This window comes from Rhodopseudomonas faecalis (assembly GCF_003217325.1).
Lineage (GTDB): Bacteria > Pseudomonadota > Alphaproteobacteria > Rhizobiales > Xanthobacteraceae > Rhodopseudomonas > Rhodopseudomonas faecalis.
Map to the genome: position 1 here is coordinate 39680 of NZ_QJTI01000015.1, position 24697 is coordinate 64376.

Here is a 24697-nt window from a genome sequence, read left to right on the forward strand (position 1 = left end):
GGCGCTCGCTCGGCGGAACCAACGCGCTATCGATAGAGCATTTTGCGGCGACACGGAATGCGGTTCCGTCGCTCGCACGGCGGGTGGCTGCGTGGTCGCGGCAATGTCAACGAGGCGGTGGTTGCGTACGCAGGCCAATGCGCTAACGGTATAGCTAGTTGGCCCAAGGCTTGAGAATCATGACTCGATCTCCTACCTTAAGCCCTTGATACAGCCAGCAGAATGGGGCGCGATAACTGTACTGATCAGGTGGACCGAACCGCTAACCGATCCTCTTGTTGCAACAATCTCAGCTTTATTAGCGATACCCTGGCTTCATCAGGTCGTGATGCCGCGGGTTGATTGGGGTCAACTGGAGCTCGTCGTCGCCGTGGCATGTCAGCCACGCATCTCTCAATCCCCTGTGTGGCCGTTGCCGCGGCGCAGAGCGGGCAGGCGTTTGGAGCTTTGCCGTTGGGTGATTTCCTGTTTCCGATTGCCCCCGGCGCAGCGCTGGCGATTCATGTTGCGCTGTCGGCCGGCATCGTTGCCGCCATTGTGGTGGTGGCAGCTTGGCTGCGCGAAAAGCGCGCCGGGGCGCGGCCCGACGTTCCCTATGAAAGCGGCATTCTGCCCGCGGCGCCGCCGCAGGGACCACAGAACGCGCCCTACTTCCTGATCGCTGCGCTGTTCGTGATCTTCGATATGGAAGCGGCGATCCTGTTCGCCTGGGCGGTGGCGGCGCGCGATGCCGGCTGGCTCGGCCTTGCTGAAGCGGCGATTTTCATCGGCGTGCTGCTGCTGGCCTTGATCTATCTGTGGGTCGATGGTGCGCTCGATTGGGGTGGGCCGAGGCAGCGCAAGAAATGAGCTACGAATTGCAGCGTCCCGGCGCGGAAATGCCGGTCGAAGAACAGATGGCGCTCACCAGCCTGTTCACGCGCCTTGAGGATCTGGTGGCGTGGTCGCGCAAGCACAGTCTGTGGCCGTTCAATTTCGGGCTGTCGTGCTGCTATGTCGAACAGGTCTCGGCGCTGACGCCGGTGTTCGATCAGGCGCGCTTTGGCGCCGAAGTGATCCGCGCCTCGCCGCGCCAGGCCGACCTCTTGGTGGTGTCAGGCACGGTGTTTCACAAGATGGCGGCGCCGCTGCTGCGGCTCTATGAGCAGATGCGCGCGCCGCGCTGGGTGATTTCGATGGGCGCCTGCGCCAATTCTGGCGGCATGTACGACGTGTATTCGGTGGTGCAGGGCGTCGATAGCATTCTGCCGGTCGATGTTTACATTCCCGGCTGTCCGCCGCGCCCGGAAGCGGTGCTCGATGCCTTGATGCTGTTGCAGCAGCAGGTCGGCGCGCAGCGTCGTCCGCTCGGCGTCACCGTCGGCAATGCCGCCGCGCTCGGCTTCGATGCGCCGCGCCGCCGCGACGATCGTCGCGAGCAGCGCATGGCGCAAACTCTGCTCGATCCCCCGGAGAAGCTGTGACCGCCGCCGAGCTCGTCAAACACCTCGGCGCGCGCTTTGGTCAGGGCGTTCTGGGCGAACAGCTGACCAAGGATTCGTTCCCGACGGTGTGGATCAGGCCGGAGATCGCTCCGGCCGTGCATCGCTTTCTCAAGAGCGAGATCGCGAGGCCGTTTTCGCTGCTCGCCGATCTGTGGGCGATCGACGAGACCGCGCGCCGCCATCGCGAGGGCCAGCCGCCGTCCGGCGTCACCATCGCCAGCCATCTGGTGTCGCTCGATCGCAATCTCGACATCTGTCTCAAAGTGCCGCTCGACGCGCAGCAGCCGCGCGCGCATTCGATCGCGCATGTCTATCCGAACGCGGATTGGTATGAGCGCGAGGCGTATGATCTGTTCGGCGTCCAGTTTGAAGGCCGCAAGGACCATCGCCGCATTCTGCTGCCGCCGTTGTGGGAAGGCCATCCGCTGCGCAAGGATCAGCCGGTGCGCGCCACCGAGCGGCCGCCCTTCGTGATGACGCAGGCGCAGTTCGATGCCGAGGAGCGGGCGCTCGCGGTCGATCCGCAGGCGCTCGACCTGCCGACCGAGCGCGACGGCCTCGAACTGATGATCCTCAATTACGGCCCGCACAGCATGGCGACGCACGGCGTGTTTCGCATCGTGCTGGCGCTGGACGGTGAGGAGATCGTCGCGGCGCGGCCGGATATCGGCTTCCATCATCGCGGCGCCGAGAAGATCGCCGAGCGGCAGAGCTGGCATCAGTTCATCCCTTATACCGACCGCATCGATTATCTCGGCGGCTTGATGGGGGAGCTGCCCTATCTGCAGGCGGTGGAGCGGCTGTGCGGCATCACCGTGCCGGACCGCGCCAAAACCATCCGCATCATGCTCGCCGAGTTTTTCCGCATCATGAACCATCTGCTGTTCTACGGCACGATGGCGCAGGATTGTGGGGCGATGTCGCCGGTGTTTTACATGTTCACCGACCGCGAACGCGCTTACCGGGTGATCGAAGCGGTCACCGGCGCACGCATGCATCCCGGCTGGTTCCGGATCGGCGGCGTCGCGGCCGATCTGCCGGAAGGCTGGGAGCGGCTGGTGCGCGAGTTTCTCGACTGGATGCCGTCGCGGCTCGATGATTATGCCGGCATGGTGCTCGGCAATGAAATCTTCCGCGGCCGCACGGTCGGCATCGCCGCCTATGACACCGCGACCGCGCTGGAATGGGGCATCACCGGCCCGGGGCTGCGCGCCACCGGCTGCGGCTTCGATATCCGCAAGGCGCGACCTTACGGCGGCTATGAGAATTTCGAGTTCGAGGTGCCGACCGGCGTTCATGGCGATTGCTATGATCGCGTGCTGGTGCGTGTCGAGGAAATCCGGCAATCGCTGCGCATCATCCGGCAGTGCCTCGATCACATGCCGTCCGGGCCGATCAAGGCCGATCATCCTTTGACCACGCCGCCGCCGCGCGAGCGCATGCTGCATGACATCGATACCTTGATCCACCATTTCGTCGGCGTCAGCTGGGGGCCGGTGGTGCCGGTCGGCGAAGCGACCGGCCAGATCGAGACCGCGCGCGGCTTGACGCAATATTCGCTGATCTCAGATGGCACCACCACGAGCTATCGCACCAGGATCAGGACGCCGTCGTTCACCCATCTGCAATCGGTGGCGGCGATCGCGCCCGGGCTGACGGTGGCCGACCTCGTCGCCTATCTCGGCAGCATTGACTACGTGATGTCGGACGTCGACCGATGACCCTGAAAGCTGAAACCATACAGGCGATCCGCACCGCCGCGCATCATCACGGCGGCGCCAAGGCGGCGATGCTGGAAGCGCTCAAGCTGGTGCAGGCGGCCGAAGGCTGGGTGTCGGATGCGCATCTCGCGGAAGCCGCGGCCACGCTTGGCGTCACCACCGCTGAACTCGACAGCCTCGCCACCTTCTACAGCCACATCTTCCGTTCGCCGGTCGGCGAAACGGTGATCCTGCTGTGCGATGGCCTGAGCTGCTATCTGAACGGTGCCGACGATGTGCGCGACGCCGTGCAGCAGAAGCTCGGCATCGGCTTTGGCGAAACCACGCCGGACGGCAAGTTCACGCTGCTCAATGTCTGCTGCATCGGCGGCTGCGACCGCGCGCCGGCGGCGCTGCTGGGGCCAGACCGCAAGCTGGTCGGGCCATTGTCGGCCGATCAGCTCGACCAACTGATCGAGGCGGCGCAATGAGCGAAACCCCGCTGACCTGCCGCGCCAGGCCCGACCGTAGCCCGCACAGCTTTGCCGAGTGGCAACGGCTTGGTGGTTACGAGGCGCTGCGCCGCGCGCTCAAGGAATTGTCGCCCGATGATCTGGTGGCGCTGGTCGAATCCTCCGGCCTGCGCGGCCGCGGCGGCGCCGGCTTCCTGACCGGCACCAAATGGAAGCTGATGCGCAAGGCGGCGGCTGCCGCCGGCGAGGGGCCGCGCTATCTGTGCGTCAATGGCGATGAGATGGAGCCCGGCTCGTTCAAGGACCGGCTGCTGCTGGAAGCGCTGCCGCATCAGCTGATCGAAGGCGCGATGCTGGCCGCTTATGCGATCGGCGCCACCGAAGTGATCCTGCTGGTGCGCGATGCCTATCGCGCTGGCGCCGCGGCGCTGAACCGCGCCATTGTCGAAATCGAATCCGCAGGCCTGCTCGGCAGCAATATTCTCGGCTCGGGCTTTTCGCTGACCATGCGGGTGCACGGCTCGGCCGGGCGCTACATCGTCGGCGAAGAAACCGCGCTGATCTCGGCGATCGAGGGCGATCGTCCGGTGCCGCGCGCCCGCCCGCCTTACCCGGCGCAGAGCGGGCTGTGGGGCCGGCCGACCATCGTCAACAATGTCGAGACGCTGTCCTGCGTGCCGCTGATCGTGCAGCACGGCGCCGACTGGTTCCGCGGCCTGTCGCGCACCGAGGAAGGCGGCACCAAGCTTTATGGCGTGTCCGGCCGCGTCAATCGTCCGATGCTGATCGAGGCGCCGATGGGCACGACCGCGCGCGAACTGATCGAGCGCTGCGGCGGCATCCGTGACGGCCGCCGGCTACGCGCGTTCCAGCCCGGTGGCGGTGCCACCGCGTTTCTGGAAGAAGCCGAACTCGATGTGCCGATGGATTTCGGCCATCTGAAAAAGGCCGGCAGCGCGCTCGGCACCGGCGCATTGATCGTGCTCGACGAAACCTCGTGCCCGGTGGCGTCGATCGCGCGTCACGCGCGGTTCTATGCCCGCGAAAGCTGCGGATTGTGTACGCCGTGCCGCGACGGCCTGCCGTGGGTATCAAAACTGCTCGATCAGCTCGAAGCCGGGCAGGGCACTGCCGCAACGCTCGAGCTGCTACAGATGCATGTTGATCTGGCTGGTCCCTCGGGGCGCAGTTTCTGCGATCTGATGACCGGCGCAATGACGCCGGTGCGCAGCGGGCTTGAACGCTTTGCTGATGTTTTTGCCGCACATCTTGCGGGCCATTGTCCGGTGGGGCGCGCATGACCGTGAAAATCACCATTGATGGCCGCACCATCGAGGCCAAGGACGGCGAGGATCTGCTCGCGGTCTGCCTCGCCAATGGCATCGACATTCCGTATTTCTGCTGGCACGGCGCGCTCGGTTCGGCCGGTGCCTGCCGGCAATGCGCGGTGCGGGTCTATGGCGGACCGGACGATGACGTCGGCAAGATCGTGATGTCGTGCATGACGCCGGTCAGCGACGGGCTGCGGGTCTCGGTCGCCGATCAGGAGGCCAGCAATTTCCGCGCGCGGGTGATCGAGTGGCTGATGATCAATCATCCGCATGATTGTCCGGTGTGCGAGGAAGCCGGCTCCTGCCATTTGCAGGACATGACCATTGCCACCGGCCATCACAGCCGGCGCTATCAGTTCGACAAGCGCACCCATCGCAATCAGGATCTCGGGCCGCTGCTCACCCATGAGATGAACCGCTGCATCGCCTGCTATCGCTGCACGCGGTTTTATCGCGACTATGCGGGCGGCCGTGATCTCGATGCGTTCGGCTCGCATGGCAATGTGTATTTCGGCCGTGCCGAGGACGGCGTGCTGGAAAGCCCGTTCGCCGGCAATCTCGCCGAGGTCTGCCCGACCGGCGTCTTTAACGACAAGGGCTGGTCGCAGCATTACGCGCGCAAATGGGACATGAAGGCGACGCCGTCGATCTGTCCGCATTGCGCGGTCGGCTGCAATCTGTTTGTCGCCGAGCGCGGCGGCCAGGTGCGTCGGGTGCAGAACCGCTATCACAGCGCGCTCAACGGTTATTTCCTGTGCGATCGCGGCCGGTTCGGGCCGCTGCATGTGGTGTCCGAGCGCCGGCTGACAGCGCCGCGCCGCGGCAATGCCGCGCTCAGCGATCATGACGCGATCAATGCCGCGCAACAACTGATCGCCGCGGGCGCGATCGGCATCGGCTCGCCGCGCGCCTCGCTGGAAGCCAATGCCGCGCTGCGCCGGCTGGTCGGGCCCGAGCGGTTCTTTGCCGGCGTGTCCGATGCCGAAGCCCGGCTGACGCGGCGCATGGCCGAGTTGCTGCGCGCGCGCCCAAGTCAGATCGCCTCGCTATCCGAGATCGAACGCTGCGACGCCGTGCTGGTGCTCGGCGAACAGCTCACCGACAGCGCGCCGCGCATGGCGCTGGCGCTGCGCCAGGCCTCGCGCGGTGCCGAGCGTGAACTCGCGGCACAAAAGGGCGTCCATCAGTGGCTCGATCAGGCGGTGCGCGTCGCCGGCGAAGGCCGCCGCAGCCCGATCATGCTGGCGACGCCGCTGCCGGACTCGACGCTCGATCCGATCGCGACGCTGGCGCTGCGCCGCGACCCGTTGCAGGTCGCCGCGCTCGGACATGCGGTCGCCGCCGCGCTCGCCGGCCGCGATGAAGATCGCGACGCCAGCGACATTGCCCGCACGTTGCAAGCAGCCAAGCGGCCGCTGATCATCGCCGGCTCCGGGCTCGGCCTTGCCGACACGGTGGAAGCCGCAGCCGCGATCGCGGCCGCGCTTGGCGGTGATGCCAGGATTGCGCTGATCGCGCCCGAGGCCAACAGTTTTGGGCTGGCGCTGCTTAGCGGCGAGGGCATCGAGGCGGCCACCGCGGCGCTGCGGCGCGGGCCAGCCCGTCACGTCATCGTGCTGGAGAACGATCTGTTCGAGCGCGCGCCGCGTGCCTGCGTCGAGCAGTTGCTGGGGGCGGCCGATGAGGTGATCGCGCTCGACTGCCTCGACAATGAGACCACGCAGCGCGCCAATCTGGTGCTGCCGGTGGCGAGTTTCAGCGAACAGGCCGGCAGCTACGTCAATTATGAAGGCCGCGCGCAGCGCTTCTTCGCCGCGTTGCCGCCGTCGGCCGAGGTGCCGGCGTCGTGGCGGCGGCTCGCCGCGCTCGGAGCCGGACCGTTCACGGCGCTCGATCAGTTGATCGACGCTATCTTGGCCGAACGGCCTGAGCTTGCCGGGCTGAAAGGCGCCGCGCCCGAGGCGTCGTGCCAATGCGCCCATGGTCATGGCACGCGCACGCCGCGGCCGCTGTCCGGCCGCACCGCCGATGACCGCGCCGGCCGCGATCCGGCGGCGACGCCGCCGCTTGATCCGGATTCCGCGCTCGGCTTTGGCATGGAAGGCTCGCGCGGCCGCGAATTGCCGCCCGCGCTGCTGACCGGCTACGACACCCACGGGCTGCACTCCGCCAATGCGGTGACGCGCTTTGTCGAGGAGATCAACGGCCCGCTGCGCGGCGGCGATCCCGGCGCGCGGCTGTTCGGCCCCGAGGGCGGCGCCATTTCCGAAGCTGCGCCGCCGGTCGCGATCGAAGGCGAGGGGCTGCTGCTGCTGCCGCTGCCCGATGTGTTCAGCGGCACCGAAACCAGCCGCGCCTCGGCCTTGCTGGCGGCACGGGCGCCGGCGCCGCGGCTATTGCTGCATCCCGATGAGGCCGAGCGCCTTGGCCTTGCGGCCGGTGATGCGGTGCTGATCAATGGCGAACCCTGCGCGGCGCGGCTGACGCTTGAGCCGTCACTGGCGCAGGGCGTGGTGGCGCTCAGCGCCGGGACGTTGGCGCCGCGCGGTCCGCTGCGCCGGGTGCGGGTGGAGGCGGCGCGATGATCGGCATGCTGCTCACCGCCACGATCTCGACCATGCTGATCATGGCGCTGCTGGTCGCGGCCGGCACCTTCACCTGGGTCGAGCGCCGCGTGCTGGCATTCGTGCAGGAGCGGCTTGGTCCGAACCGGGTCGGTCCGTTCGGCTTCCTGCAATGGGTCGCCGACACGGTGAAGATCATCGCCAAGGAAGACGAGGTGCCGCCCGGCGCCGACCACGTCGCCTATCGGCTGGCGCCCGCCGTGGCGGCGACGCCGGTGCTGGCCGGCTTTGGCGTGGTGGCGTTCGGCGATGGGCTGGCGCTGGCCTCGATCGATGTCGGGGTGATGTTCGTGCTCGGCATGATGGGGCTGACCGCCTATGCCGTGGTGCTGGGCGCTTTGGCTTCGCCGAGCCGGTTCTCGCTGATCGGCGGCCTGCGCGCCGCGGCGCAGATGCTGGCCTATGAGGCGTTTCTCGGCCTGTCGCTGCTCGGGGTGGTGATGCTGGCCGGCAGCCTGTCGATGAACGACATCGTCCGCGCCCAGGAAAACGTCTGGTTCATCGTGCTGCAGCCGCTCGGCGCGGCGCTGTTCACGCTCGGCGGCATCGCCGCGGCGCATCGCACGCCGTTCGACTTGCCGGAATCCGAGAACGATCTGGTTGGCGGCTACATCACCGAATACACCGGCATGTCGTTCGGGCTGTTCTTCCTCGGCGAATATCTGGCGATCCTGCTGGTGTCGGCCTTTGCCGTCACGCTGTTCTTCGGCGGCTGGCTCGGTCCGTGGCTGCCGGGCCCGATCTGGTTCGGCCTGAAGACCGGCGCGATCGCGGTGATGTTCGTCTGGATTCGCGCCGCGATGCCGCGGCCGCGCTACGACCAGATGGTGACCGTGGCCTGGAAGGTGGCGTTGCCGCTGGCGCTGCTCAATCTGCTGATCACCGGCGTGGTCGTGGTGGCAAGGAGCGCGCCATGAAGGGACTGGGCTGGCTGGAAGGTCTGCTGCGGGTCGGCCGAAAACTGTTCGGCAAGGTCGAGACCGTCGAATATCCGGAGGTGCGGCCCTATCTGCCGCCGCGCAGCCGTGGCCGGATCGTGCTGACCCGCGATCCCGATGGCCAGGAGCGCTGCGTCGCCTGCAATCTGTGCGCGGCGGCGTGCCCGGTCGGCTGCATCGACCTCGCCAAGGCGGTGGCCGATGACGGCCGCTGGTACCCAGAACACTTCCGAATCAATTTCGCCCGCTGCATCTTCTGCGGCTACTGCGAGGAAGCCTGCCCGACCTCGGCGATCCAGCTCACGCCGGATTTCGAACTGAGCGAATGGCGGCGCGATGCCTTGGTCTATGACAAGCATGATCTGTTGATCGCTGGCGAGGGCAAGGTGCGCGGCTATCGCTACTGGTCGGTGGCCGGCAAGGCGATCGCGGGCAAGGACAAGGGCGAAGCCGATCATGAATCGCCGCCCGTTGATTTGAAGGGATTGCTGCCCTGAGCCCGCTTCTTGCCACTTACGCCGGATCGCTGGCCTTGATCGCCGCCGCACTCGCGGTGACGCGGACCAATGTCGTGCATTCGCTGCTCTATCTGTTGTCGACGCTGCTGGCGCTGGCGGCGGCGTTCTTTGCGCTCGGCGCCGGCTTTGCCGCGGCGCTGCTGATCATCGTCTATGCCGGCGCCATCGTGGTGCTGTTCGTGTTCGTGGCGATGACGGTCGGCACCGACGGCTCGGCGATCGCACGCGAGCGCGAGATGCTGCGGCAGTCCTGGCCGGTGCCAGCCGCGATCAGCGTGCTGGTGGCGGCGCCATTTTTGTTCGGCATCAGCGATCCGATCCCGAGCCACGCCACGCCGGTATCGGCGCAGGCGGTCGGGCGGCTGTTGTTCGGCCCCTGGGCGCTGGCGATTGAACTCGCCTCGTTCCTGTTGCTCGCCGGTCTGATCGGCGTGCGCCATATCGGCCGTGATCGCGGCCCGGAGCAGGAACCATGAGCGGCGCCGCACTCACCGGGATGATGATCATCGCCGCCGGGCTGTTCGCAGCCGGGCTGTTCGGCGTGCTGGCGCGCCGCGGCATCCTGTTTCAATTGGTCGCGCTGGAAGTGGCATTGAGCGGCCCGGCGCTGGCCTTCATCGCTGCCGGTGCCTATCACGGCGAAGCCGATGGCCAGGGCATGTTCGTGCTGACCCTGACCTTGGCGGCCGCCGAAGTCGCGGTTGGCCTCGCGCTGTTCCTGCGGATCAGGCGCGCCAAGGGCAGCGATGACAGCGACGCCGTCAGCGGGCTGAAGGGGTAGCCATGGCGCAGCTCCTTCCGTTCGTTCCCGTCCCGGCACTGCTCGGCTTCATCCTGCTGGCGCTGGTGCCGCTGCGGATGCCGCGCGCGCTGGTCACCGTTATCGGCGTGGTCAGCGCGGTGCTGCCGGCGCTGGTGATGCTGCCGGTGCTGGTCTCCTGTGTCGGCGGCGACGCCTGCCAGGCCGGCACGGTCATCAACATCCTCAGCATCAATGTCAGCGCGTTCACCGCCGAAATCGCGATGGCGCTCGACCCGGTCAGCGTGGTCGGCGGCATCACGGTGGCGTTCATCAGCGCGATGGTGCTGATCTATGCCGGCGCCTATATGAGCGAGGAGCCGGTCGCCGATCTGCGGCGGTTCTTCGCCTATATGAACCTGTTTCTCGCCGGCATGCTGGCGGTGGTGCTGGCTGCCGATGCGGTGCTGCTGTTCCTCGGCTGGGAAACCATCGGCCTGTGCAGCTTCCTGCTGATCGCGTTCTACACCAAGAAGCCGAAATCGCTGGCGGCCGGCACCAAGGCGCTGGTCACCACCCGCATTGCCGACAGCCTGCTGCTCGGCGGCTTGATGCTGCTGTTTCTGGCGACCGGCACCACGCGCTTCGACGGCATGCTGGCCAAGGTCGGCAGCATCGATAGCTGGCAGCTCACCGCGATCGCCGGTCTGATCGCCACCGGCGCGCTCGGCAAATCGGCGCAGGTGCCGTTCCACACCTGGCTGCCGAGCGCGATGGCTGGCCCGACCCCGGTGTCGGCGCTGCTGCATTCGGCGACCATGGTCGCGGCCGGCGTGATCCTGCTGGTGCGGCTGTCGCCGCTGATCGCGGCGTCGCCCGATGTCGCTGCGGTGGTGGCGCTGCTCGGCCTTGGCACCGCACTCCTGACCGCGACCGCGGCGCTGATCCAGCGCGACATCAAGAAGCTGCTGGCGTTCTCGACCATGAGCCAGATCGGCTTCATGGTGCTGGCGGTCGGCATGGGCTCGCCCGCCGCGGCGCTGGCGCATTTTGCGATCCATGCGGTGTTCAAGTCGCTGCTGTTCCTCAGCGCCGGCATTTTGAGCCACGGCGCTCATGGCTCGACCGCGATCGAAGCGCTGCGCGGCTCGCGCCGCCGCATGCCGCTGCCGTTCGGGAGTTTTGCGGTCGGCGCGGCGTCGCTCGCCGGTCTGCCGGTGATCACCGCCGGCTGGTACTCCAAGGAAGCGGTGCTGGCCGCGGTGTGGAGCAGCGGGCTGTGGGGCGTGCCGCTGTGGGCGCTCGGCGTCATCGCCGCGGTGCTGACCGCCGCCTATTCGTTCCGGGTGGTGCTGGTCGCCGCCAGCGACGGGCCGGAAAAGGCGCCGGCGCCGTGGGACGGCTTTGCGGTCTGGGTGCCGCTCGCCACGCTGGCGACGCTGGCGATCCTGTCCGGCTTCACCGTCAACGCGCTGATCGGCTTTGCTGGCGGCCTGCCGGAGCATCTGCCGCTGCTGGCGGTGCTGCTCGGCGCCGCGGCGCCGCTCGCCGGTCTGGCGCTGGCCTGGCAGTTCGAGCGCGACCCGCGCCGGCTGCGACGTCTCGCGGCGCGGCTGCGCCATCGCAAGATCTTCCGGGCCGACAGCCTGTATTACCTGATCTTCGTGCGCAATTTCCGGCGCACCACCAAGCGGCTCTCGGGACCCATCGATGGCAACAACGGCGCGGTGCAGATGCCAGAGCCGCCGCTGGTGCTCGATGTGGTACGGCTGGTGTCGGGTGATCCGATTGGTCGCGCGCTGGTGACGGCGGCGATCCGGATCGCCAATACAATCGTGGCGCGGTTCAATCCCGATCGGATTGACCTCGCTTGGATGAGCTTTGCCCGGTCGTTCGGCGGGGCATGGGCGCGTGCACGACTGATCCAGACCGGCCGGCTGCGCGAGCAATCGCTGGGCCTCGCGCTCGGCTTCGTCGGTCTGCTTCTGTTTGCCTGGGGGACCTCATGGCGCTGATCGCCCTTCTTCTGCTGCCACTGCTGGGGGGCCTGGCGGCCTATATCGTCGCGGGCAAGGGCCGGGGCGATGCGGAACGCTGGGTCACCATCGTCACGCTCGCCGCCACGCTCGCGGTGCTGATCCTGGCGATGGCCGGCAGCGGCGATGGCCGCTGGATGGCGCAAGTGATGGTGCCCTGGGTGCCGTCGCTCGGCATCTCCATCAATTTTGCGCTCGACGGGTTGTCGGCGGCGCTGATCGCGATCGCGGCCGGGCTCGGCATCATCTGCGTGATGGCCTCCTGGCGCGATATCCGCGTCGATTCCGGGCTGTTCCATGCCTGCGTGTGCTGGACCATCGCCGCGACCATCGGCGTATTCATGTCGTTCGACCTGTTGGTGTTCGTGTTCTTCTGGGAAGCGATGCTGATCCCGAGCTTCATGCTGATCGCGATCTGGGGGCATGGCGACAAGGAAGGCGCGGCGCTGAAATTCCTGATCTTCAACGCGGTCGCCGGCTTCGGCCTGCTGGCCGCGGTGTTCGCGCTGGCCTCGATGGCCGGCCATATGACCTTCAATGCCTTTGAACTGGCCGAACTAAAACTGTCGCCGACCGCGCAGGTCTGGCTGCTGCTCGGCTTCTCGCTGGCGTTTCTGGTCAAGCTGTCGGTGCCGCCGTTCCACGCCTGGCTGCCGGATGCGCATACGCTGGCACCGACCGCGGGTTCGATCCTGCTGGCGGGCGTGCTGCTGAAGACCGGCGGCTATGGCCTGTTCCGCTTCGCGCCGATGCTGTTTCCGGACGGCCTGGCGGTGCTGGCGCCCTATGCGCTCGCACTCGGCGCTGCCGGCGCGCTCTATGGCGGCTTTGTCGCCTGCGGCCAGACCGATGCCAAGCGGCTGGTCGCCTACACCTCGATCGCGCATATGAGCATCGTGCTGATGGGCGTTGCCGCCGGCGTGCATTATGCGCTGGCTGGTGCCGCGGTCGAAATGGTGGCGCATTCGTTCTCGGCTTCCGCGCTGTTCATGCTGATCGGCGCGCTCTATGAGCGCACCCAGACCCGCGATCTGCGCCAGCTCGGCGGTCTGCAGCAGACCGCGCCGCGCTTTGCCGCCGCGTTTGCGATGTTCTGTTCGGCGCTGCTGGCTCTGCCTGGCACCGCTAACTTCGTCGGCGAGGCGCTGGTGGTGGTCGGCATCTTCCAGGTCAACTGGCCGTTCGCGCTGGTGGCGCTGTCGACGCTGATCGTCTCGGTGGTTTATGCGACCCGGCTGCTCAAGGGCGTGGTGTTTGGCGAAGCGCGGCCGCGCCATGTGATCGATCTGAGCTGGCGGGAATATGTGCCGGTGATCGTGCTGTCGGTGGCGACCTTGGTGGTCGGCCTGTATCCGCAAAGCCTGATCGCGTTGCTCGAGCCGGCCATCAAGGCGGCGCTGGTGCTGAAGCTGCCATGACCGCTGATCAGCTGATCGCTCTTTCGCCGCTGATTGCCGTCGCGCTTGGCGCGGTGGCGGCCATGCTGCTGGCGCCGGTGATGCACAGTGATCGCGCCGCGCGCATTGCCGCGGCCATCGGGCTCGCCGCCGCGGCGCTGATCGTGATCTTCCGGGTCGGCACCCCGCCGCAACCGATCGGTGCGCTGTACACCGATGACGGTCTGGCGCGGTTCGGCACCGCCTATGCGGCGATGTTCGGACTCGCCGCGCTGGTGTTCCTGCGTGTCGGCAATGTCGCCAAGGAAGCGCCGGCGCTGGTGGCGCTGGTCGCGCTCGGCGCCGCCTCATTGGCCGGCGCCGGTCATGCCGCGACGCTGTTTCTCGGCCTCGAACTGATCAGCCTGTCGTTGATCGCGCTGTTCGCATTTCCGCTCTCGGCTGCGGCGCTGGAAGCGGGCTATAAATTCCTGGTGATGAGCGGTCTCGCCACTTCGGCGCAGCTGCTCGGCGTGGCGCTGATCTATGCCGAAACCGGCGCGCTGGATTTTCCCGGCTGGACCGGGCAGGGCGCGCTGTTCGCGCTCGGCGGCGCGCTGCTGTTGTCCGGGCTGGCGTTCAAGTTTTCGCTGGCGCCGTTTCACATGTGGACGCCGGACGCCTTTGAAGGCGCACCGGCTGGCGCCGCCGCGCTCGCCGGCGTGGTGTCGAAGGCCGCAGTGGCGATTGCGATCCTGCGGCTGAACAGCGAAGCGTCATTGGCGCAGCCGCTATGGAGCGGCGGGCTGGCCGCGCTCGGCGCAGCCTCGGTGCTGATCGGCAATCTCTTGGCACTGCGCCAGCCGCTATTGCCGCGCATGCTCGGCTATTCGACCATCGCCCATTCCGGCTATATCGCGCTGATCCTGGCCTCGGGCGCGCCCAAGGCTGCCGAAGCGGTGCTGTTCTATCTCGGCATCTACGCCCCGGCGCTGACCGCGGCGCTATGCGCCTCGGCGATGCTCGGCCAGCGGCCGACGCTGGAGGATGTGCGCGGCTTGGCGAAGACCAGGCCGCTGGAAGCAACCGCGCTGGTGATCGGGCTGTTGTCGCTGGCTGGCCTGCCGGCGGCCGGCGGCTTCATCGCCAAGGTCTATCTGTTCCAGTCGCTGGTGGTGACCAGCTCATGGGTGCTGCTGGTGGTGGCCGCGATCGGCGCATCGCTCGGCTTCTATTACTACGCGCGGTTCTTCACCGCGCCGTTCGTCGGCAAGAGCCGGATCGAGCCGGCGCCGCGCCATCGGGCCGATCGGGTGCTGCTGATCTTCTGCGCCTTTGTGATCCTGCTGTTCGGCTTCGAGCCGACCTTGCTGGTCACCGCCGTCACCACCGCGCTTGCGGTGCGGTGAGCGTCACACCGGCGTCGCAAGTAACCCAAACGACGAAGCAATCCATCGGGCCATTGGCTTGGCCCCTGGATTGCTTCGCTGCGTTTGCAATGACGATGGGTGATTGATCGAACGGCGGTCGTTTACGCCGCGACCGCCAGCCGTCCCGCCGCCAAACCGCGTTCCAGATCGGCGATGATGTCGTCGATATGCTCAAGGCCGATCGACAGCCGCACATAGCCTTCCGACACGCCGGTCGCGAGCTGTTCCTCGGTGGAGAGCTGCGAGTGGGTGGTGCTGGCCGGGTGGATCGCCAGACTGCGCGCATCGCCGATATTGGCGACGTGATACAGCAGTTTCAGCGCGTCGATGAACTTGCGGCCGGCTTCCTTGCCGCCGGCGAGTTCAAAGCCGACCAGACCGCCGAACTTGCCGTTCAGATATTTGTCGGCGCGCTCGCGGGCGACGCCGCTCTGCTTGGAGGGATGGATCACCTTGGTGACTTCGGGCCGCGATGCCAGGAAGTCGGCGACCGCTTGGGCGTTCTGCACATGGCGCTCGATGCGCAGCGGAAGCGTCTCGATGCCTTGCAGGATCTGGAAGGCGTTGAACGGCGACAGCGCCGAACCGAGATCGCGCAGCAGCGTGGTGCGCGCCTTGATGATGTAGGCGACCGGGCCGATCGGTTTCACCGCCTCAACCCACACCGCGCCGTGATAACTCGGATCGGGAGTGTTGAGCGCCGGCTGGCGCTGCGGGAACTGCTCCCAGGGGAAGTTGCCGCCGTCCACGATCACGCCGCCGATCGAGGTGCCGTGGCCCCCGAGATATTTGGTCGCCGAGTAAACAACGATCGCGGCACCATGCTCGAGCGGCTTCACCAGCAGCGGCGCGGCGGTGTTGTCGACGATCAGCGGAATGCCGTGCTTGCGGCCGATGGCGGCGACCTCCGCGATCGGAAACACCGCCAGCTTCGGATTCGGCAGCGTCTCGGCATAATAAGCGCGGGTGCGCTCGTCAGTGGCGCGCTCGAACGCCTCCGGATCGGACGGATCGACAAAGCGCACTTCGATGCCCTGATCCTTCAGCGTGTTGGCGAACAGATTCCAGGTGCCGCCATACAAGTCGGTCGAGCTGACGATGTTGTCGCCAGCGCGCGCCAGATTCTGGATCGAGAACGCCGAAGCCGCCTGACCGGAGGCCACCGCCAGCGCCGCGACGCCGCCTTCCAGCGCGGCGACGCGCTGTTCCAGCACGTCGGTGGTCGGGTTGCCGAGCCGCGTATAGATGTTGCCGAGTTCCTTGAGCGCGAACAGGTTGGCGGCGTGGTCAGTGTCGCGGAACTGGTACGAGGTGGTCTGGAACAGCGGCACCGCCACCGAGCCAGTGGCCGGGTCGGCGCGCCAGCCGGCATGCAGCGCGAGGGTTTCGGGGTGAAGTTTGTCGGTCATGGCGCATCCTTTGACGTTGAGGCGAGGGCGCCGCTCGCGGCTGCGATCGGGCGCCTGATGGACGCATCACGTCGGGATGGAGGGGGCAAGTCAATCAGCTCAGAGAAAAAACAATCTCCTTCATCCGGTGAAACGGGTTTGGAGAAGGTCGTTTCTCATCGTTCAGCTGCAGAAGGAGAAAATTGTTTCTCGTTCCGGCCATTCTGGCGCGCTGAGTCGGCCAATAAAAAGGCCGCCTTTGCAGGCGGCCAAGTCTAGGGAGGAAACGCCCAAGGAGGGCACGATAGCGAGGTCGCCATCGTTACGGTTGAGCAGCGTGCTCAAGCGTCCATGTTGTGCAGGTGCTGGCGGTTGCGCAGCGAGATCTGGCGCGCGCCCGAGAAGCCAAGAACGCCCTGGCTGTGGAGCTGCGACAGTGCACGGGAAACGGTTTCGAGGGTCAGGCCGAGATAGTCGCCGATGTCGCGGCGGCACATCGGCAGCGCCAGCAGGCCGGCAACAGCGAGGCGGCGGTCCATCTCCAAAAGGAAGTTGGCGACGCGCTCCATGGCGTTCTTACGGCCGAGCAGCAGCATATGGTCTTCGGCGTGGCGCAGCTCGCCGGCGGTCATCGCCCACAGGCTGCGGGCGACGTTGACGTCGGTGGCGGCTGCCTGTTCGACGCTGCGGCGCTTCAGCAGGCGCACGGTGGTGTCGACGATCGCTTCGGCGGTGAGGCGGTGCACCGGGCCCGATTCCAGGCCGAACACATCGCCGGGCAGGTAGAAGGCGCCGATCTGGCGGCGGCCGTCAGACAGCAGCTTGTAGTTGCGCACCGCGCCGGTCACGACCTGATAGACGTATTCGGCGGGCTCGTCCTCGCCGTAAATCTCTTCTTCCTTCTTGTAGCAAAATTCGGAGGCGACCAGGCCGGCATGCACCATGACCATCGAGAACTGGTCGGACGCGGAGGACGCGCTGTTGCCCGGCTTGACGGGAGTGACCGAAGTTCTGACTGCCTGGTTGAGCATACGCCGTCTCCTATTCGGAAGCTGATGGCCGGCGTTCTAGCCAACTTTACCGCTGGCAGACCATTTCGATCGTTATCTTAAGGGTGTCCCCCTACGTAGTTTTCCGGAGGGATTTAGCGTGCGCAAGCAGCGTGTTAACGCAAGCTTTCCTGCATCGCGAACGGGGCGAGCGGGCCATTGCCCTCGCGGATCGCACCCCAGATATGCCCGACCAGCGTGTCCTCAAGGTTCGGCTTGGTGGCGAGGTGGTGCACGCCAAACGCCGCGGCCCGTTCCGAAATGGTCTCGTCCGGATAGCCGGTGATCATCACGATCGGGGTCTGCACGTGCCGCTCGCGCAGCCGCTTGGTGAGGTCGATGCCGTTCATGGTCGGCATCTTGTAATCGATCACAATGCAATCGATGTGGTTTTCGGCGACCGCTTCCAGCAGCGCTGCGCCGTTACGGAACGTACGTACTTGGAACCCGTCCGTTTCCAGAAGGAAACGTAGCGAACCGAGTACGCCGTAATCGTCGTCGACGACGTAAACAACCGCGGGCGGTGCTAGCATCTTAAATCCCACACGTGCCAGCAAGTGAACGATGCAGATTTGAAATAAGATGCTTTTCCGGGTTGCAGCTTGATCTAACTCAATCCTTTAACGCCCCGCCGCGCATCGCCAGGCGAACAAGCTCGGACAGGCTGCCGGCCTGCATCTTGGTCATCACATTGGCGCGATAAACTTCGATGGTGCGTGGGCTGATATCGAATTCACGCGCGATCACCTTGTTGGACAGGCCGGCCACCAGACCGTCCATCACCTGCCGTTCGCGCGGACTAAGCGTTTGAATCCGGGCGGCGATATCGAGCGCGATCGCCTCGTTGCGGGCGCCTTCGCTGGCCTGCTGCAATGCGGCATCGATCATCGAAATCAGACGATCGTCATCGAACGGTTTTTCGATGAAATCGATGGCGCCAAGCTTCATCGCTTCGACCGCCAGCGGCACGTCGCCATGGCCGGTCATCATCACCACCGGCAGCCGGGCGCGCTCGCTCTTGAGCTGCTTGAGCAGGTCCATGCCGTCCATGCCCGGCATGCGCACGTCGGACACAATGCAGCCGAACGGCAAATTGGGCATCGAATCGAGGAAGGTCAGCGCCGATTCGTAGAGGGTCACGGCGTAATCGGCCGAATCCAGCAGGAACTCGAGCGAGTCGCGCATCGCCGGATCGTCGTCGATGACGTAGACGTGTCCCTTATGTGGCATCGGCCAAGTCCTCTTGCGACGCAGCCGGCAGCGTGAAGCGGAAGGTGGCGCCCCCCCAAGGGTTGTTCTCCGCCCACATCCGGCCGCCATGGGCCTCAATGATCGAGCGGCTTATCGACAATCCGACACCCATTCCGGTCTCTTTGGTGGTGAAGAAGGTCTGAAACAAATTGGATTGCACATCGTCCTGGAATCCGGTGCCGGTATCGGAAACCGACACCTCGATCATGTGATCGGCCGCCCGCGCATTGGCAGCGATCAGCTCCTTCTTCTCCGAATTGGCCATCGCTTCAAGCGCGTTGCGAAACAAATTGACGAGAACCTGCTGAATCTGCACGCGATCGACCAGCACCAGGTCGTGTCGCGCGTTGAGATTGAACCTTAGTTGCACGCCTTGCTCGCGCGCGCCGCTCAGCCCGAGCGCGCCGGCTTCCTCGATCAGCTTGGCCAGGCTCTCGACCTGCTTCTCGGTTTCGCCGCGCGCCACGAAATCGCGCAGCCGCCGGATGATCTGACCGGCGCGCAGCGCCTGTTCGGCGGCGCGGTCCATGGCGCTTTCGATCTTGGCGCGATTGGAATCGTCGATCGCGCTCAGTAGCCGCCGCGATCCCTTGATGTAATTGCTGATCGCCGACAGCGGCTGGTTCAGCTCGTGGGCGAGGGCGGACGCCATCTCGCCCATGGCGCTGAGCCGCGAGACATGCACCAGCTCGGATTGCAGCTCGTGCAACCGGGCCTGGGTCTGCTGATATTCGGTCAGGTCGCGCACGAAGCCGGTGAAATAGCGCTCGCCGCCGGATTGCATCTCGCCGATCGTCAGATGAATCGGGAACGTGCTGCCGTCGCGGCGCCGCCCGGTGACGATCCGGCCGATGCCGATGATGTGCCGCTCGCCGGACTTGCTGTAGCGCTGCAGATGGTTGTCGTGGCGCGAGCGGTCCGGCCCCGCCATCAGCTCGCTGACATTGCGCCCGATCGCCTCGCCCTCGCTGTAGCCGAACAGCCGTTCCGCCGCGCTGCTGAAAAAACGCATGATGCCGCGGCTGTCGATCACGATCATCGCGTCCGGCACCGTCTCCAGGATCGACCGCAGATGGGTCTCCTGGGTGCGCAGCGCCTGTTCGAGCCTTTTCTGGTCGTCGATGTCCTGCACGATGCCGGCGAGACAAAGCGGCGTGCCCGGCATAGCCGGCACCACGCTGCCGCGCAGCCGCACCCAATGGCTGCCGCCGGGTGCGCGCTCGGTCTGGTATTCGACATTGAAAGCCGCGCCGGTTTCGATCGAATGGCGCAGCGCCGATTGCACGGTGGCGCGGTCGTCCGCCGGCAGCAGCGCCAAAAATCGTTCCAGGCTGATCGGCGGGCTGTGGGCCGCGCCCAGCACCGCAGAGTTGGTCACAGCGCGATCATCGACCGTGCAGTCCGAGCTGGTGGCGGCAAGGGGGGCGGCGTCCGGTGCGGTGGCGGCGTCAAGGCCGGTCAAGCCGAGGAGGTGTTGCGCCGATGGCGACAGCACCAGATCATGGCTGGTGAGATTTAGCTCCCAGACCCCGACTCCGGCCCCCTCGATGCCCGCCTGAAGGCGCTCGTGGAGACAGCGATCATCGATGTCCGATCGATCAATAACCGTCACGCTCCCGCCTTCAGCCGTTGATTAGCTATTTCATAACACAACAGCATTCTCATTCGCAACACGGCCGGCGGGTGCGGCCATGGCGGTCAATGGGCAGAAAGACGCCTGCTGCGTCGCGGTGACGACCCAGTCAGCGCTTAGTGTTTCAGGCCGACTTGAGCGTGTGCTCGTCTTCCGGCGAGTTCAGATAGAAGCCGGACATGGTGTCGACCCAGCACAGATGATCGTGAACCTCCTTGACTCCACAAACATTCTCGGCCGCGACGATCGAGGCCCGGCGCGAGCGTTCCTCGGTGATGACGCCGCTGAGATGGACCGCGCCGTTACGCACCAGCACGCTGAGCCCAAACGGCCGCCAATCATTGTTGTCGATCGCGGCGATCACTTTGGCGCGAATAACGTCGTCGCAAGTGCCTTCGGCCGGCGCCTCGCGCGCCAGAGTGGCGACCGCCTGCAGCAGATTCTTGCGGGTGACGATGCCGATCATCCGGCCGTCCTGCATCACCGGCAGGCGTTTGATCTGATATTTTTCCATGGCGCGGACGATGTCGGCAACCGTGGCGTCGGCCCGCACCGTGTAGGGATGCCGGGTCATGATCTCACCGACCTTGCGGCCATGCTCATGCACGAAATCGGCGGCGGTCTGGCCGGGGCCGAGCAGCAGCTTCAGCCAGCGGCCGCGCTTGCGTTCGGTGCCGATTTCCACGCGGCGCAGGAAGTCGCCTTCCGAAATCACACCGATCAGTTCGCCGTCATGATCGATCACCGGCAGGCCGCTGACATGGTGCGTCAGCATGATCGTGGCGGCGTCGACGATCGACGCCTCCGGTCCGATCGTGACGACGTCCCGGGTCATGATCTGATGCGCTCGCATGGATTGCTCCCCGTTATGGCTTCGTTGTCGGCGCTTGAGTAGCCTAGGCGCGCTGCCCGCAAGCTCGATTGACCCACGTCAACGGCGCGGTCGATCTGAACTACCTGTGAACGGCAGTGGTCTTGCTTGCGTCGCCCGATCGGCCAAGGGCAAAGGCTGCGGCGCCATCAGCGCCGCAGCGGTCGTAGGGCGAAGCGCGGTGCCGGCGCAGCCGCGCGGCGCGGCCAGTGTCAATGCGCCATCAGCGTCGGCACCGTCAGCGACTTGAACATGCCGCGCGTCACGCCGCCGAGGATGAATTCGCGCAGCCGCGAATGGCCATAGCCGCCCATCACCATCAGATCGGCGCAGCTATCGGCCGCCAGCGACAGTAGCGCGCTGTGAATCTTGCCGCTGTCGCAATTGAACTTGTTGGTGGTGGCGCTGAGTTTGTGACGCGAAAGATGCGCGACCAGCGCGTCGCAACTGGTGTCGCCCGCGACGTCCGGGTCCTCATTGATGGTGACGATCTCGATGGTCTTGGCGCGCTTTAGCCACGGCATGGCATCGTGCACTGCACGCGCCGCCGGACGGCTGCCATCCCAGCAGATCAGCACCCGGTTGGGCTGTAGCGGCCCGGCATGGATATAGGGCACCAGCAGCATCGGCCGCCCGGAGTTGAACAGCACCGCTTCCGCCAGCCCATCATGATTGCAAGGATGCGCCGGATCGGGCTGCGCCACGATATTGAGATCGTACATCCGCCCGATCAGCGACAAGGTCTCATTGGCCAGCGCCGGGCTGTCGGCGATGGTGCGGCCGTCATGCGGCAGGCCGGCGGCGCCGACCGTGGCCTTGAACTGGTCGAGCCGCTGCGTCGCCTTGTCGAGATTGGTGTTGTACTGGCTGGCGTCGGCATAATAGGCAGCGGAAGCGCCGACCACGATCGCCGGATTGATCGGCTGATAGGCGCAGGCGATCGCCTCGAGATGCGCTCCGAACAGCTTGGCGACAGAAACCGCACAATCGATCACCGGCTCCGCCGGCCGCTCGACCGGCAGGTGAACCAAGATATCGTTCAGCATGGCGGCGCTCTTTCGTTGCTACCCATCCCAATGCAGCTATCATTTCATTATATCGCTGCCATCAGATTGTGGTTTGATCTATCTCATCCTGTGTGCTGCCCTGCAGGATGCAATCAGCACAGGCCGCAAGCTTCTATGCGACCTGACGCCGCGCAGAGGGAACGATGACATATCGCACAGTGATGGTGAGTCTGGCGGTAGACCAGGACAACACCCGGCTGCTCGAAGTCGCCGCTCAGGTAGCAAAGCACTTTGCCGCCGATGTCATTGGCGTTGCCGCGGCCGATGACAGCCCGCCTTTGTATTATGCCTCCGGTGCGCAGGCCGAAAAGCTGGAAGCGCTCAGTTCGGACGCGCTGCAAAGCAAGGTCGATGCTTTGCAGCACGAGTTTCGGAGCGCGCTCCAGGGGCATGGCGCCGCGCTGCATTGGCGCGCGGCGCAGGACGTGCCGGCGCGCTTCATGGCAGCCCAGGCGCGCGCGGTCGATCTGGTGGTCAGTGGCGGTGGCGGCACCATGAGCGATCCGTTCACCGTGCCCGATCCGGCCGATCTGGTGATGCAGCTCGGCCGGCCGCTGCTGGTGGTGCCGGCCAACACCGGCACCATTGATCTCGGCCATGTGCTGATCGCCTGGAAGGACAATCCGGAGGCGCGCCGCGCGGTGGTCGCGGCGCTGCCGCTGCTCAAGCAGGCTGCGCAGGTCCTGGTGGTCGGCATTGTCGAGGATGATGTCAGCCGCGATCAAGCCCAGGCCGGCGTCGCCGATGTCGTGGCCTGGCTTGGCCGCCATGAAGTGGCCGCCACCGGGCTGGTTCCCGACGAGGCCGGCAATGTCGCATTGCAGCTCGATCGGCTGGCTACCGCGAGCGAGGCCGGCGTGATCGTCGCCGGCGCCTATGGTCATTCGCGCTTCAGGGAATGGATTTTGGGCGGCGTGACGCAATATCTGGTGACGCAGACCGGCCGCTGCGCCTTGCTGTCGCATTGAGCCGGCCATGGACCGGCCCGCTGACCCAGGGGTGCCGATCATCAAGCCGCAGGGCGAGACGCCGCTGACGGCTGCCAGCCAGAGGCCCAACCCGAACGCAGGCTCGGAAGCGCCGGGCGCCCCCTCCGGTTTCGACAATGCCGATCGGCTGCTGCATGCCGCGTTGGCGCGGCTGACCGGCGGCATCGCCCCGGCGGCGCTGCTGCTCGCCTATAGCGATTGGCTGATTCATCTCGCCGCGGCGCCGGCGCGGCGGCTTGAGATCGCCGCGGCCGCGGCTCACGCGGCCGAGCGCTACGCCGCCGCGGCCCGGGACGTTACCACGCCGTGGGCCAGCATCAAGCCGCAGCCGCAGGACCAGCGTTTTACGGGCGCCGATTGGGAGCTGCCGCCATTCAATCTGCTGGCGCAGGGTTTTCTGCTCGCCGAGCAATGGTGGCATCTGGCGACCACCGGGGTGCGCGGCGTCGGGCGACAGAACGAAGCGATCGTCGATTTCTCGATGCGCCAGGTGCTGGATGCGATGGCGCCGTCGAATTTCGCCGGCAGCAATCCGGAGGTGATCCGCAAAACTCTGGAGAGCCGCGGCCAGAGCCTGTTCGAGGGCTGGCAGAACTGGCTGGAAGACTGGCGGCAGCTATGCGCCACCGGCGGCCTGTCCGCGGCGTCGCCGTTCGTGGTCGGGCGCGATGTCGCGGTGACGCCGGGGCAGGTGGTGTACCGCAATCATCTGATCGAGCTGATCCAATACGCGCCCAGCACCGATCAGGTGCATCGCGAGCCGGTGCTGATCGTGCCGGCCTGGATCATGAAATATTACATTCTCGATCTGTCGCCGCATAACTCGCTGGTGAAATATCTCACCGACCACGGTTTTACGGTGTTCATGATCTCCTGGCGCAATCCGGACGCCGCCGATCGCGACATCGATTTCGATGCCTATCGCACGCTCGGCGTCGATGCCGCGCTCGAAGCCATTGCCGACATCGTGCCCGACGTGCCGGTGCATGGCGTCGGCTATTGCTTGGGCGGCACGCTGCTGTCGATCGCCGCCGCGACCATGGCGCGCGACGGCATCCATCGGCTGCACAGCATCACGCTATTTGCCGCGCAGACCGATTTCACCGAGGCCGGCGAGCTGACGCTGTTCATCAATCCGAGCCAGGTGGCGTTTCTGGAAGACATGATGTGGCAGCGCGGCGTGCTCGACACCACGCAGATGGCCGGCGCGTTTCAGATCCTGCGCTCCAACGATCTGGTGTGGTCGCGCTTGGTGCGGCACTATCTGATGGGCGAACAATCGGTGCCGAACGATCTGATGTCCTGGAATGCCGACGCCACCCGGCAGCCCTACCGGATGCATTCGGAATATCTGCGGCATCTGTTCTTGGACAATGATCTCGCCGGCGGCCGCTATCTGGTCGATGGCCGGCCGATCTCGCTGTCCGACATTCATACCCCGATGTTTGTGGTCGGCACCTTGCGCGATCACGTCGCGCCGTGGCGCTCGACCTACAAGATCCATTTCCTGGCCGATGCCGAGATCACCTATCTGCTGACCAGCGGCGGCCACAATGCCGGCATCGTGTCGCCGCCCGGTGGCAATGGCCGTCATTATCAGGTGCTGACCAAGGCCGCCGATGCCCGCTATCTCGGGCCGGACGATTGGCTCGCGGCGGCGCCGCGCCGCGAAGGGTCGTGGTGGCCGGAATGGCTGCATTGGCTCACGGCGCGCTCCGGCGAAAAAGTGCCGCCACCGCCGCTCATGAGCGATCCGGCGCTTGGCGCGGCGCCCGGCAGCTACGTATTGCAGCGCTGACG

Annotated in this window: 22 protein-coding genes; 15 read left to right on the forward strand and 7 right to left on the reverse strand. The window is 66.0% G+C overall.

The genetic code is table 11. From position 1 onward, the window contains the following. Positions 1 to 453: 453 nt before the first annotated feature. Genes BJ122_RS12660 through BJ122_RS12720 form a run of 13 tightly spaced genes read left to right on the forward strand, consistent with a single transcriptional unit; the run spans position 454 to position 14628 of the window. Entirely contained in the window at positions 454 to 849 is a 396-nt protein-coding gene (locus BJ122_RS12660; protein WP_110781393.1) for an NADH-quinone oxidoreductase subunit A, read from the forward strand. Next, on the forward strand, positions 846 to 1463 hold the full coding sequence (locus tag BJ122_RS12665; protein WP_103011184.1) for a NuoB/complex I 20 kDa subunit family protein: 618 nt from the start codon (positions 846 to 848) through the stop codon (positions 1461 to 1463). Before BJ122_RS12660 ends, BJ122_RS12665 begins: the two co-directional genes overlap by 4 nt. After that, a complete protein-coding gene (gene nuoC, locus BJ122_RS12670; protein WP_110781360.1) occupies positions 1460 to 3205 on the forward strand; it encodes an NADH-quinone oxidoreductase subunit C/D in 1746 nt (581 codons plus the stop codon). Before BJ122_RS12665 ends, nuoC begins: the two co-directional genes overlap by 4 nt. Further along, complete coding sequence (nuoE, locus tag BJ122_RS12675; protein WP_110781361.1) at positions 3202 to 3675, forward strand: NADH-quinone oxidoreductase subunit NuoE; 474 nt, start codon at positions 3202 to 3204, stop codon at positions 3673 to 3675. Before nuoC ends, nuoE begins: the two co-directional genes overlap by 4 nt. Continuing rightward, positions 3672 to 4958 (forward strand): complex I 51 kDa subunit family protein, encoded by a 1287-nt coding sequence (locus tag BJ122_RS12680; RefSeq protein ID WP_110781362.1) that lies wholly within the window; start codon positions 3672 to 3674, stop codon positions 4956 to 4958. The genes nuoE and BJ122_RS12680 overlap by 4 nt, the downstream gene beginning before the upstream one ends. Beyond that, the gene (nuoG, locus tag BJ122_RS12685) at positions 4955 to 7573 is read left to right on the forward strand and encodes an NADH-quinone oxidoreductase subunit NuoG (RefSeq protein WP_110781363.1); all 2619 of its coding nucleotides are present in this window, start codon (positions 4955 to 4957) and stop codon (positions 7571 to 7573) included. The genes BJ122_RS12680 and nuoG overlap by 4 nt, the downstream gene beginning before the upstream one ends. Then, positions 7570 to 8529: an NADH-quinone oxidoreductase subunit NuoH gene (nuoH, locus tag BJ122_RS12690; RefSeq protein ID WP_110781364.1), complete on the forward strand. Its 960-nt coding sequence runs from the start codon at positions 7570 to 7572 to the stop codon at positions 8527 to 8529. Before nuoG ends, nuoH begins: the two co-directional genes overlap by 4 nt. Further along, positions 8526 to 9047: an NADH-quinone oxidoreductase subunit NuoI gene (nuoI, locus tag BJ122_RS12695; RefSeq protein WP_037267624.1), complete on the forward strand. Its 522-nt coding sequence runs from the start codon at positions 8526 to 8528 to the stop codon at positions 9045 to 9047. The genes nuoH and nuoI overlap by 4 nt, the downstream gene beginning before the upstream one ends. Next, complete coding sequence (locus BJ122_RS12700; RefSeq protein WP_110781365.1) at positions 9044 to 9544, forward strand: NADH-quinone oxidoreductase subunit J family protein; 501 nt, start codon at positions 9044 to 9046, stop codon at positions 9542 to 9544. The genes nuoI and BJ122_RS12700 overlap by 4 nt, the downstream gene beginning before the upstream one ends. After that, positions 9541 to 9849 (forward strand): NADH-quinone oxidoreductase subunit NuoK, encoded by a 309-nt coding sequence (nuoK, locus tag BJ122_RS12705; protein ID WP_110781366.1) that lies wholly within the window; start codon positions 9541 to 9543, stop codon positions 9847 to 9849. The genes BJ122_RS12700 and nuoK overlap by 4 nt, the downstream gene beginning before the upstream one ends. Before the next feature lie 2 nt (positions 9850 to 9851). Next, the gene (locus tag BJ122_RS12710) at positions 9852 to 11822 is read left to right on the forward strand and encodes an NADH-quinone oxidoreductase subunit 5 family protein (protein ID WP_110781367.1); all 1971 of its coding nucleotides are present in this window, start codon (positions 9852 to 9854) and stop codon (positions 11820 to 11822) included. After that, on the forward strand, positions 11813 to 13261 hold the full coding sequence (locus tag BJ122_RS12715) for a complex I subunit 4 family protein (RefSeq protein WP_027276419.1): 1449 nt from the start codon (positions 11813 to 11815) through the stop codon (positions 13259 to 13261). Before BJ122_RS12710 ends, BJ122_RS12715 begins: the two co-directional genes overlap by 10 nt. Next, positions 13258 to 14628 carry an NADH-quinone oxidoreductase subunit N gene (locus BJ122_RS12720; protein WP_110781368.1) on the forward strand — a complete coding sequence of 457 codons (1371 nt, stop codon included), beginning with the start codon at positions 13258 to 13260 and terminating at the stop codon, positions 14626 to 14628. Before BJ122_RS12715 ends, BJ122_RS12720 begins: the two co-directional genes overlap by 4 nt. A gap of 122 nt (positions 14629 to 14750) precedes the next feature. Here BJ122_RS12720 and BJ122_RS12725 read toward each other — a convergent pair whose 3' ends face one another. The 7 genes from BJ122_RS12725 to BJ122_RS12755 all read right to left on the reverse strand — a co-directional run bounded on the left by BJ122_RS12725 (position 14751) and on the right by BJ122_RS12755 (position 21887). After that, positions 14751 to 16058, reverse strand: a complete 1308-nt coding sequence (locus BJ122_RS12725; RefSeq protein WP_110781369.1) for an O-acetylhomoserine aminocarboxypropyltransferase/cysteine synthase family protein — start codon at positions 16056 to 16058, stop codon at positions 14751 to 14753. Between the two features lie 320 nt (positions 16059 to 16378). Further along, entirely contained in the window at positions 16379 to 17068 is a 690-nt protein-coding gene (locus BJ122_RS12730; protein WP_110781370.1) for a helix-turn-helix domain-containing protein, read from the reverse strand. Between the two features lie 134 nt (positions 17069 to 17202). Continuing rightward, the gene (locus BJ122_RS12735; RefSeq protein ID WP_110781371.1) at positions 17203 to 17619 is read right to left on the reverse strand and encodes a response regulator; all 417 of its coding nucleotides are present in this window, start codon (positions 17617 to 17619) and stop codon (positions 17203 to 17205) included. Between the two features lie 79 nt (positions 17620 to 17698). Then, positions 17699 to 18316: a response regulator FixJ gene (gene fixJ, locus BJ122_RS12740; RefSeq protein ID WP_027276423.1), complete on the reverse strand. Its 618-nt coding sequence runs from the start codon at positions 18314 to 18316 to the stop codon at positions 17699 to 17701. Beyond that, entirely contained in the window at positions 18306 to 19949 is a 1644-nt protein-coding gene (gene fixL, locus BJ122_RS12745; protein ID WP_245407721.1) for a sensor protein FixL, read from the reverse strand. Before fixL ends, fixJ begins: the two co-directional genes overlap by 11 nt. Before the next feature lie 145 nt (positions 19950 to 20094). Beyond that, complete coding sequence (locus tag BJ122_RS12750) at positions 20095 to 20823, reverse strand: CBS domain-containing protein (RefSeq protein WP_110781372.1); 729 nt, start codon at positions 20821 to 20823, stop codon at positions 20095 to 20097. Positions 20824 to 21053: 230 nt separating this feature from the next. Further along, positions 21054 to 21887: a universal stress protein gene (locus tag BJ122_RS12755; protein ID WP_110781373.1), complete on the reverse strand. Its 834-nt coding sequence runs from the start codon at positions 21885 to 21887 to the stop codon at positions 21054 to 21056. A 164-nt stretch (positions 21888 to 22051) separates the two neighbouring features. Here BJ122_RS12755 and BJ122_RS12760 point away from each other — a divergent pair, with 164 nt between their 5' ends. Beyond that, a complete protein-coding gene (locus tag BJ122_RS12760) occupies positions 22052 to 22876 on the forward strand; it encodes a universal stress protein (RefSeq protein WP_110781374.1) in 825 nt (274 codons plus the stop codon). 7 nt (positions 22877 to 22883) lie between these two features. Then, entirely contained in the window at positions 22884 to 24695 is a 1812-nt protein-coding gene (locus BJ122_RS12765) for a PHA/PHB synthase family protein (RefSeq protein ID WP_110781375.1), read from the forward strand. The last annotated feature ends 2 nt before the right edge of the window (positions 24696 to 24697 follow it).

Excerpts from the sequence above, each read along its gene's own strand:
- BJ122_RS12665 (WP_103011184.1), top strand. The coding sequence starts at position 846 with ATGAGCTACGAATTGCAGCGTCCCGGCGCGGAAATGCCGGTCGAAGAA.
- nuoE (WP_110781361.1), top strand. The coding sequence starts at position 3,202 with ATGACCCTGAAAGCTGAAACCATACAGGCGATCCGCACCGCCGCGCAT.
- BJ122_RS12680 (WP_110781362.1), top strand. The coding sequence starts at position 3,672 with ATGAGCGAAACCCCGCTGACCTGCCGCGCCAGGCCCGACCGTAGCCCG.
- nuoG (WP_110781363.1), top strand. The coding sequence starts at position 4,955 with ATGACCGTGAAAATCACCATTGATGGCCGCACCATCGAGGCCAAGGAC.
- nuoH (WP_110781364.1), top strand. The coding sequence starts at position 7,570 with ATGATCGGCATGCTGCTCACCGCCACGATCTCGACCATGCTGATCATG.
- nuoI (WP_037267624.1), top strand. The coding sequence starts at position 8,526 with ATGAAGGGACTGGGCTGGCTGGAAGGTCTGCTGCGGGTCGGCCGAAAA.
- nuoK (WP_110781366.1), top strand. The coding sequence starts at position 9,541 with ATGAGCGGCGCCGCACTCACCGGGATGATGATCATCGCCGCCGGGCTG.
- BJ122_RS12710 (WP_110781367.1), top strand. The coding sequence starts at position 9,852 with ATGGCGCAGCTCCTTCCGTTCGTTCCCGTCCCGGCACTGCTCGGCTTC.
- BJ122_RS12715 (WP_027276419.1), top strand. The coding sequence starts at position 11,813 with ATGGCGCTGATCGCCCTTCTTCTGCTGCCACTGCTGGGGGGCCTGGCG.
- BJ122_RS12720 (WP_110781368.1), top strand. The coding sequence starts at position 13,258 with ATGACCGCTGATCAGCTGATCGCTCTTTCGCCGCTGATTGCCGTCGCG.
- BJ122_RS12725 (WP_110781369.1), bottom strand. The coding sequence starts at position 16,058 with ATGACCGACAAACTTCACCCCGAAACCCTCGCGCTGCATGCCGGCTGG.
- BJ122_RS12730 (WP_110781370.1), bottom strand. The coding sequence starts at position 17,068 with ATGCTCAACCAGGCAGTCAGAACTTCGGTCACTCCCGTCAAGCCGGGC.
- BJ122_RS12735 (WP_110781371.1), bottom strand. The coding sequence starts at position 17,619 with ATGCTAGCACCGCCCGCGGTTGTTTACGTCGTCGACGACGATTACGGC.
- fixJ (WP_027276423.1), bottom strand. The coding sequence starts at position 18,316 with ATGCCACATAAGGGACACGTCTACGTCATCGACGACGATCCGGCGATG.
- BJ122_RS12750 (WP_110781372.1), bottom strand. The coding sequence starts at position 20,823 with ATGCGAGCGCATCAGATCATGACCCGGGACGTCGTCACGATCGGACCG.
- BJ122_RS12755 (WP_110781373.1), bottom strand. The coding sequence starts at position 21,887 with ATGCTGAACGATATCTTGGTTCACCTGCCGGTCGAGCGGCCGGCGGAG.
- BJ122_RS12760 (WP_110781374.1), top strand. The coding sequence starts at position 22,052 with ATGACATATCGCACAGTGATGGTGAGTCTGGCGGTAGACCAGGACAAC.
- BJ122_RS12765 (WP_110781375.1), top strand. The coding sequence starts at position 22,884 with ATGGACCGGCCCGCTGACCCAGGGGTGCCGATCATCAAGCCGCAGGGC.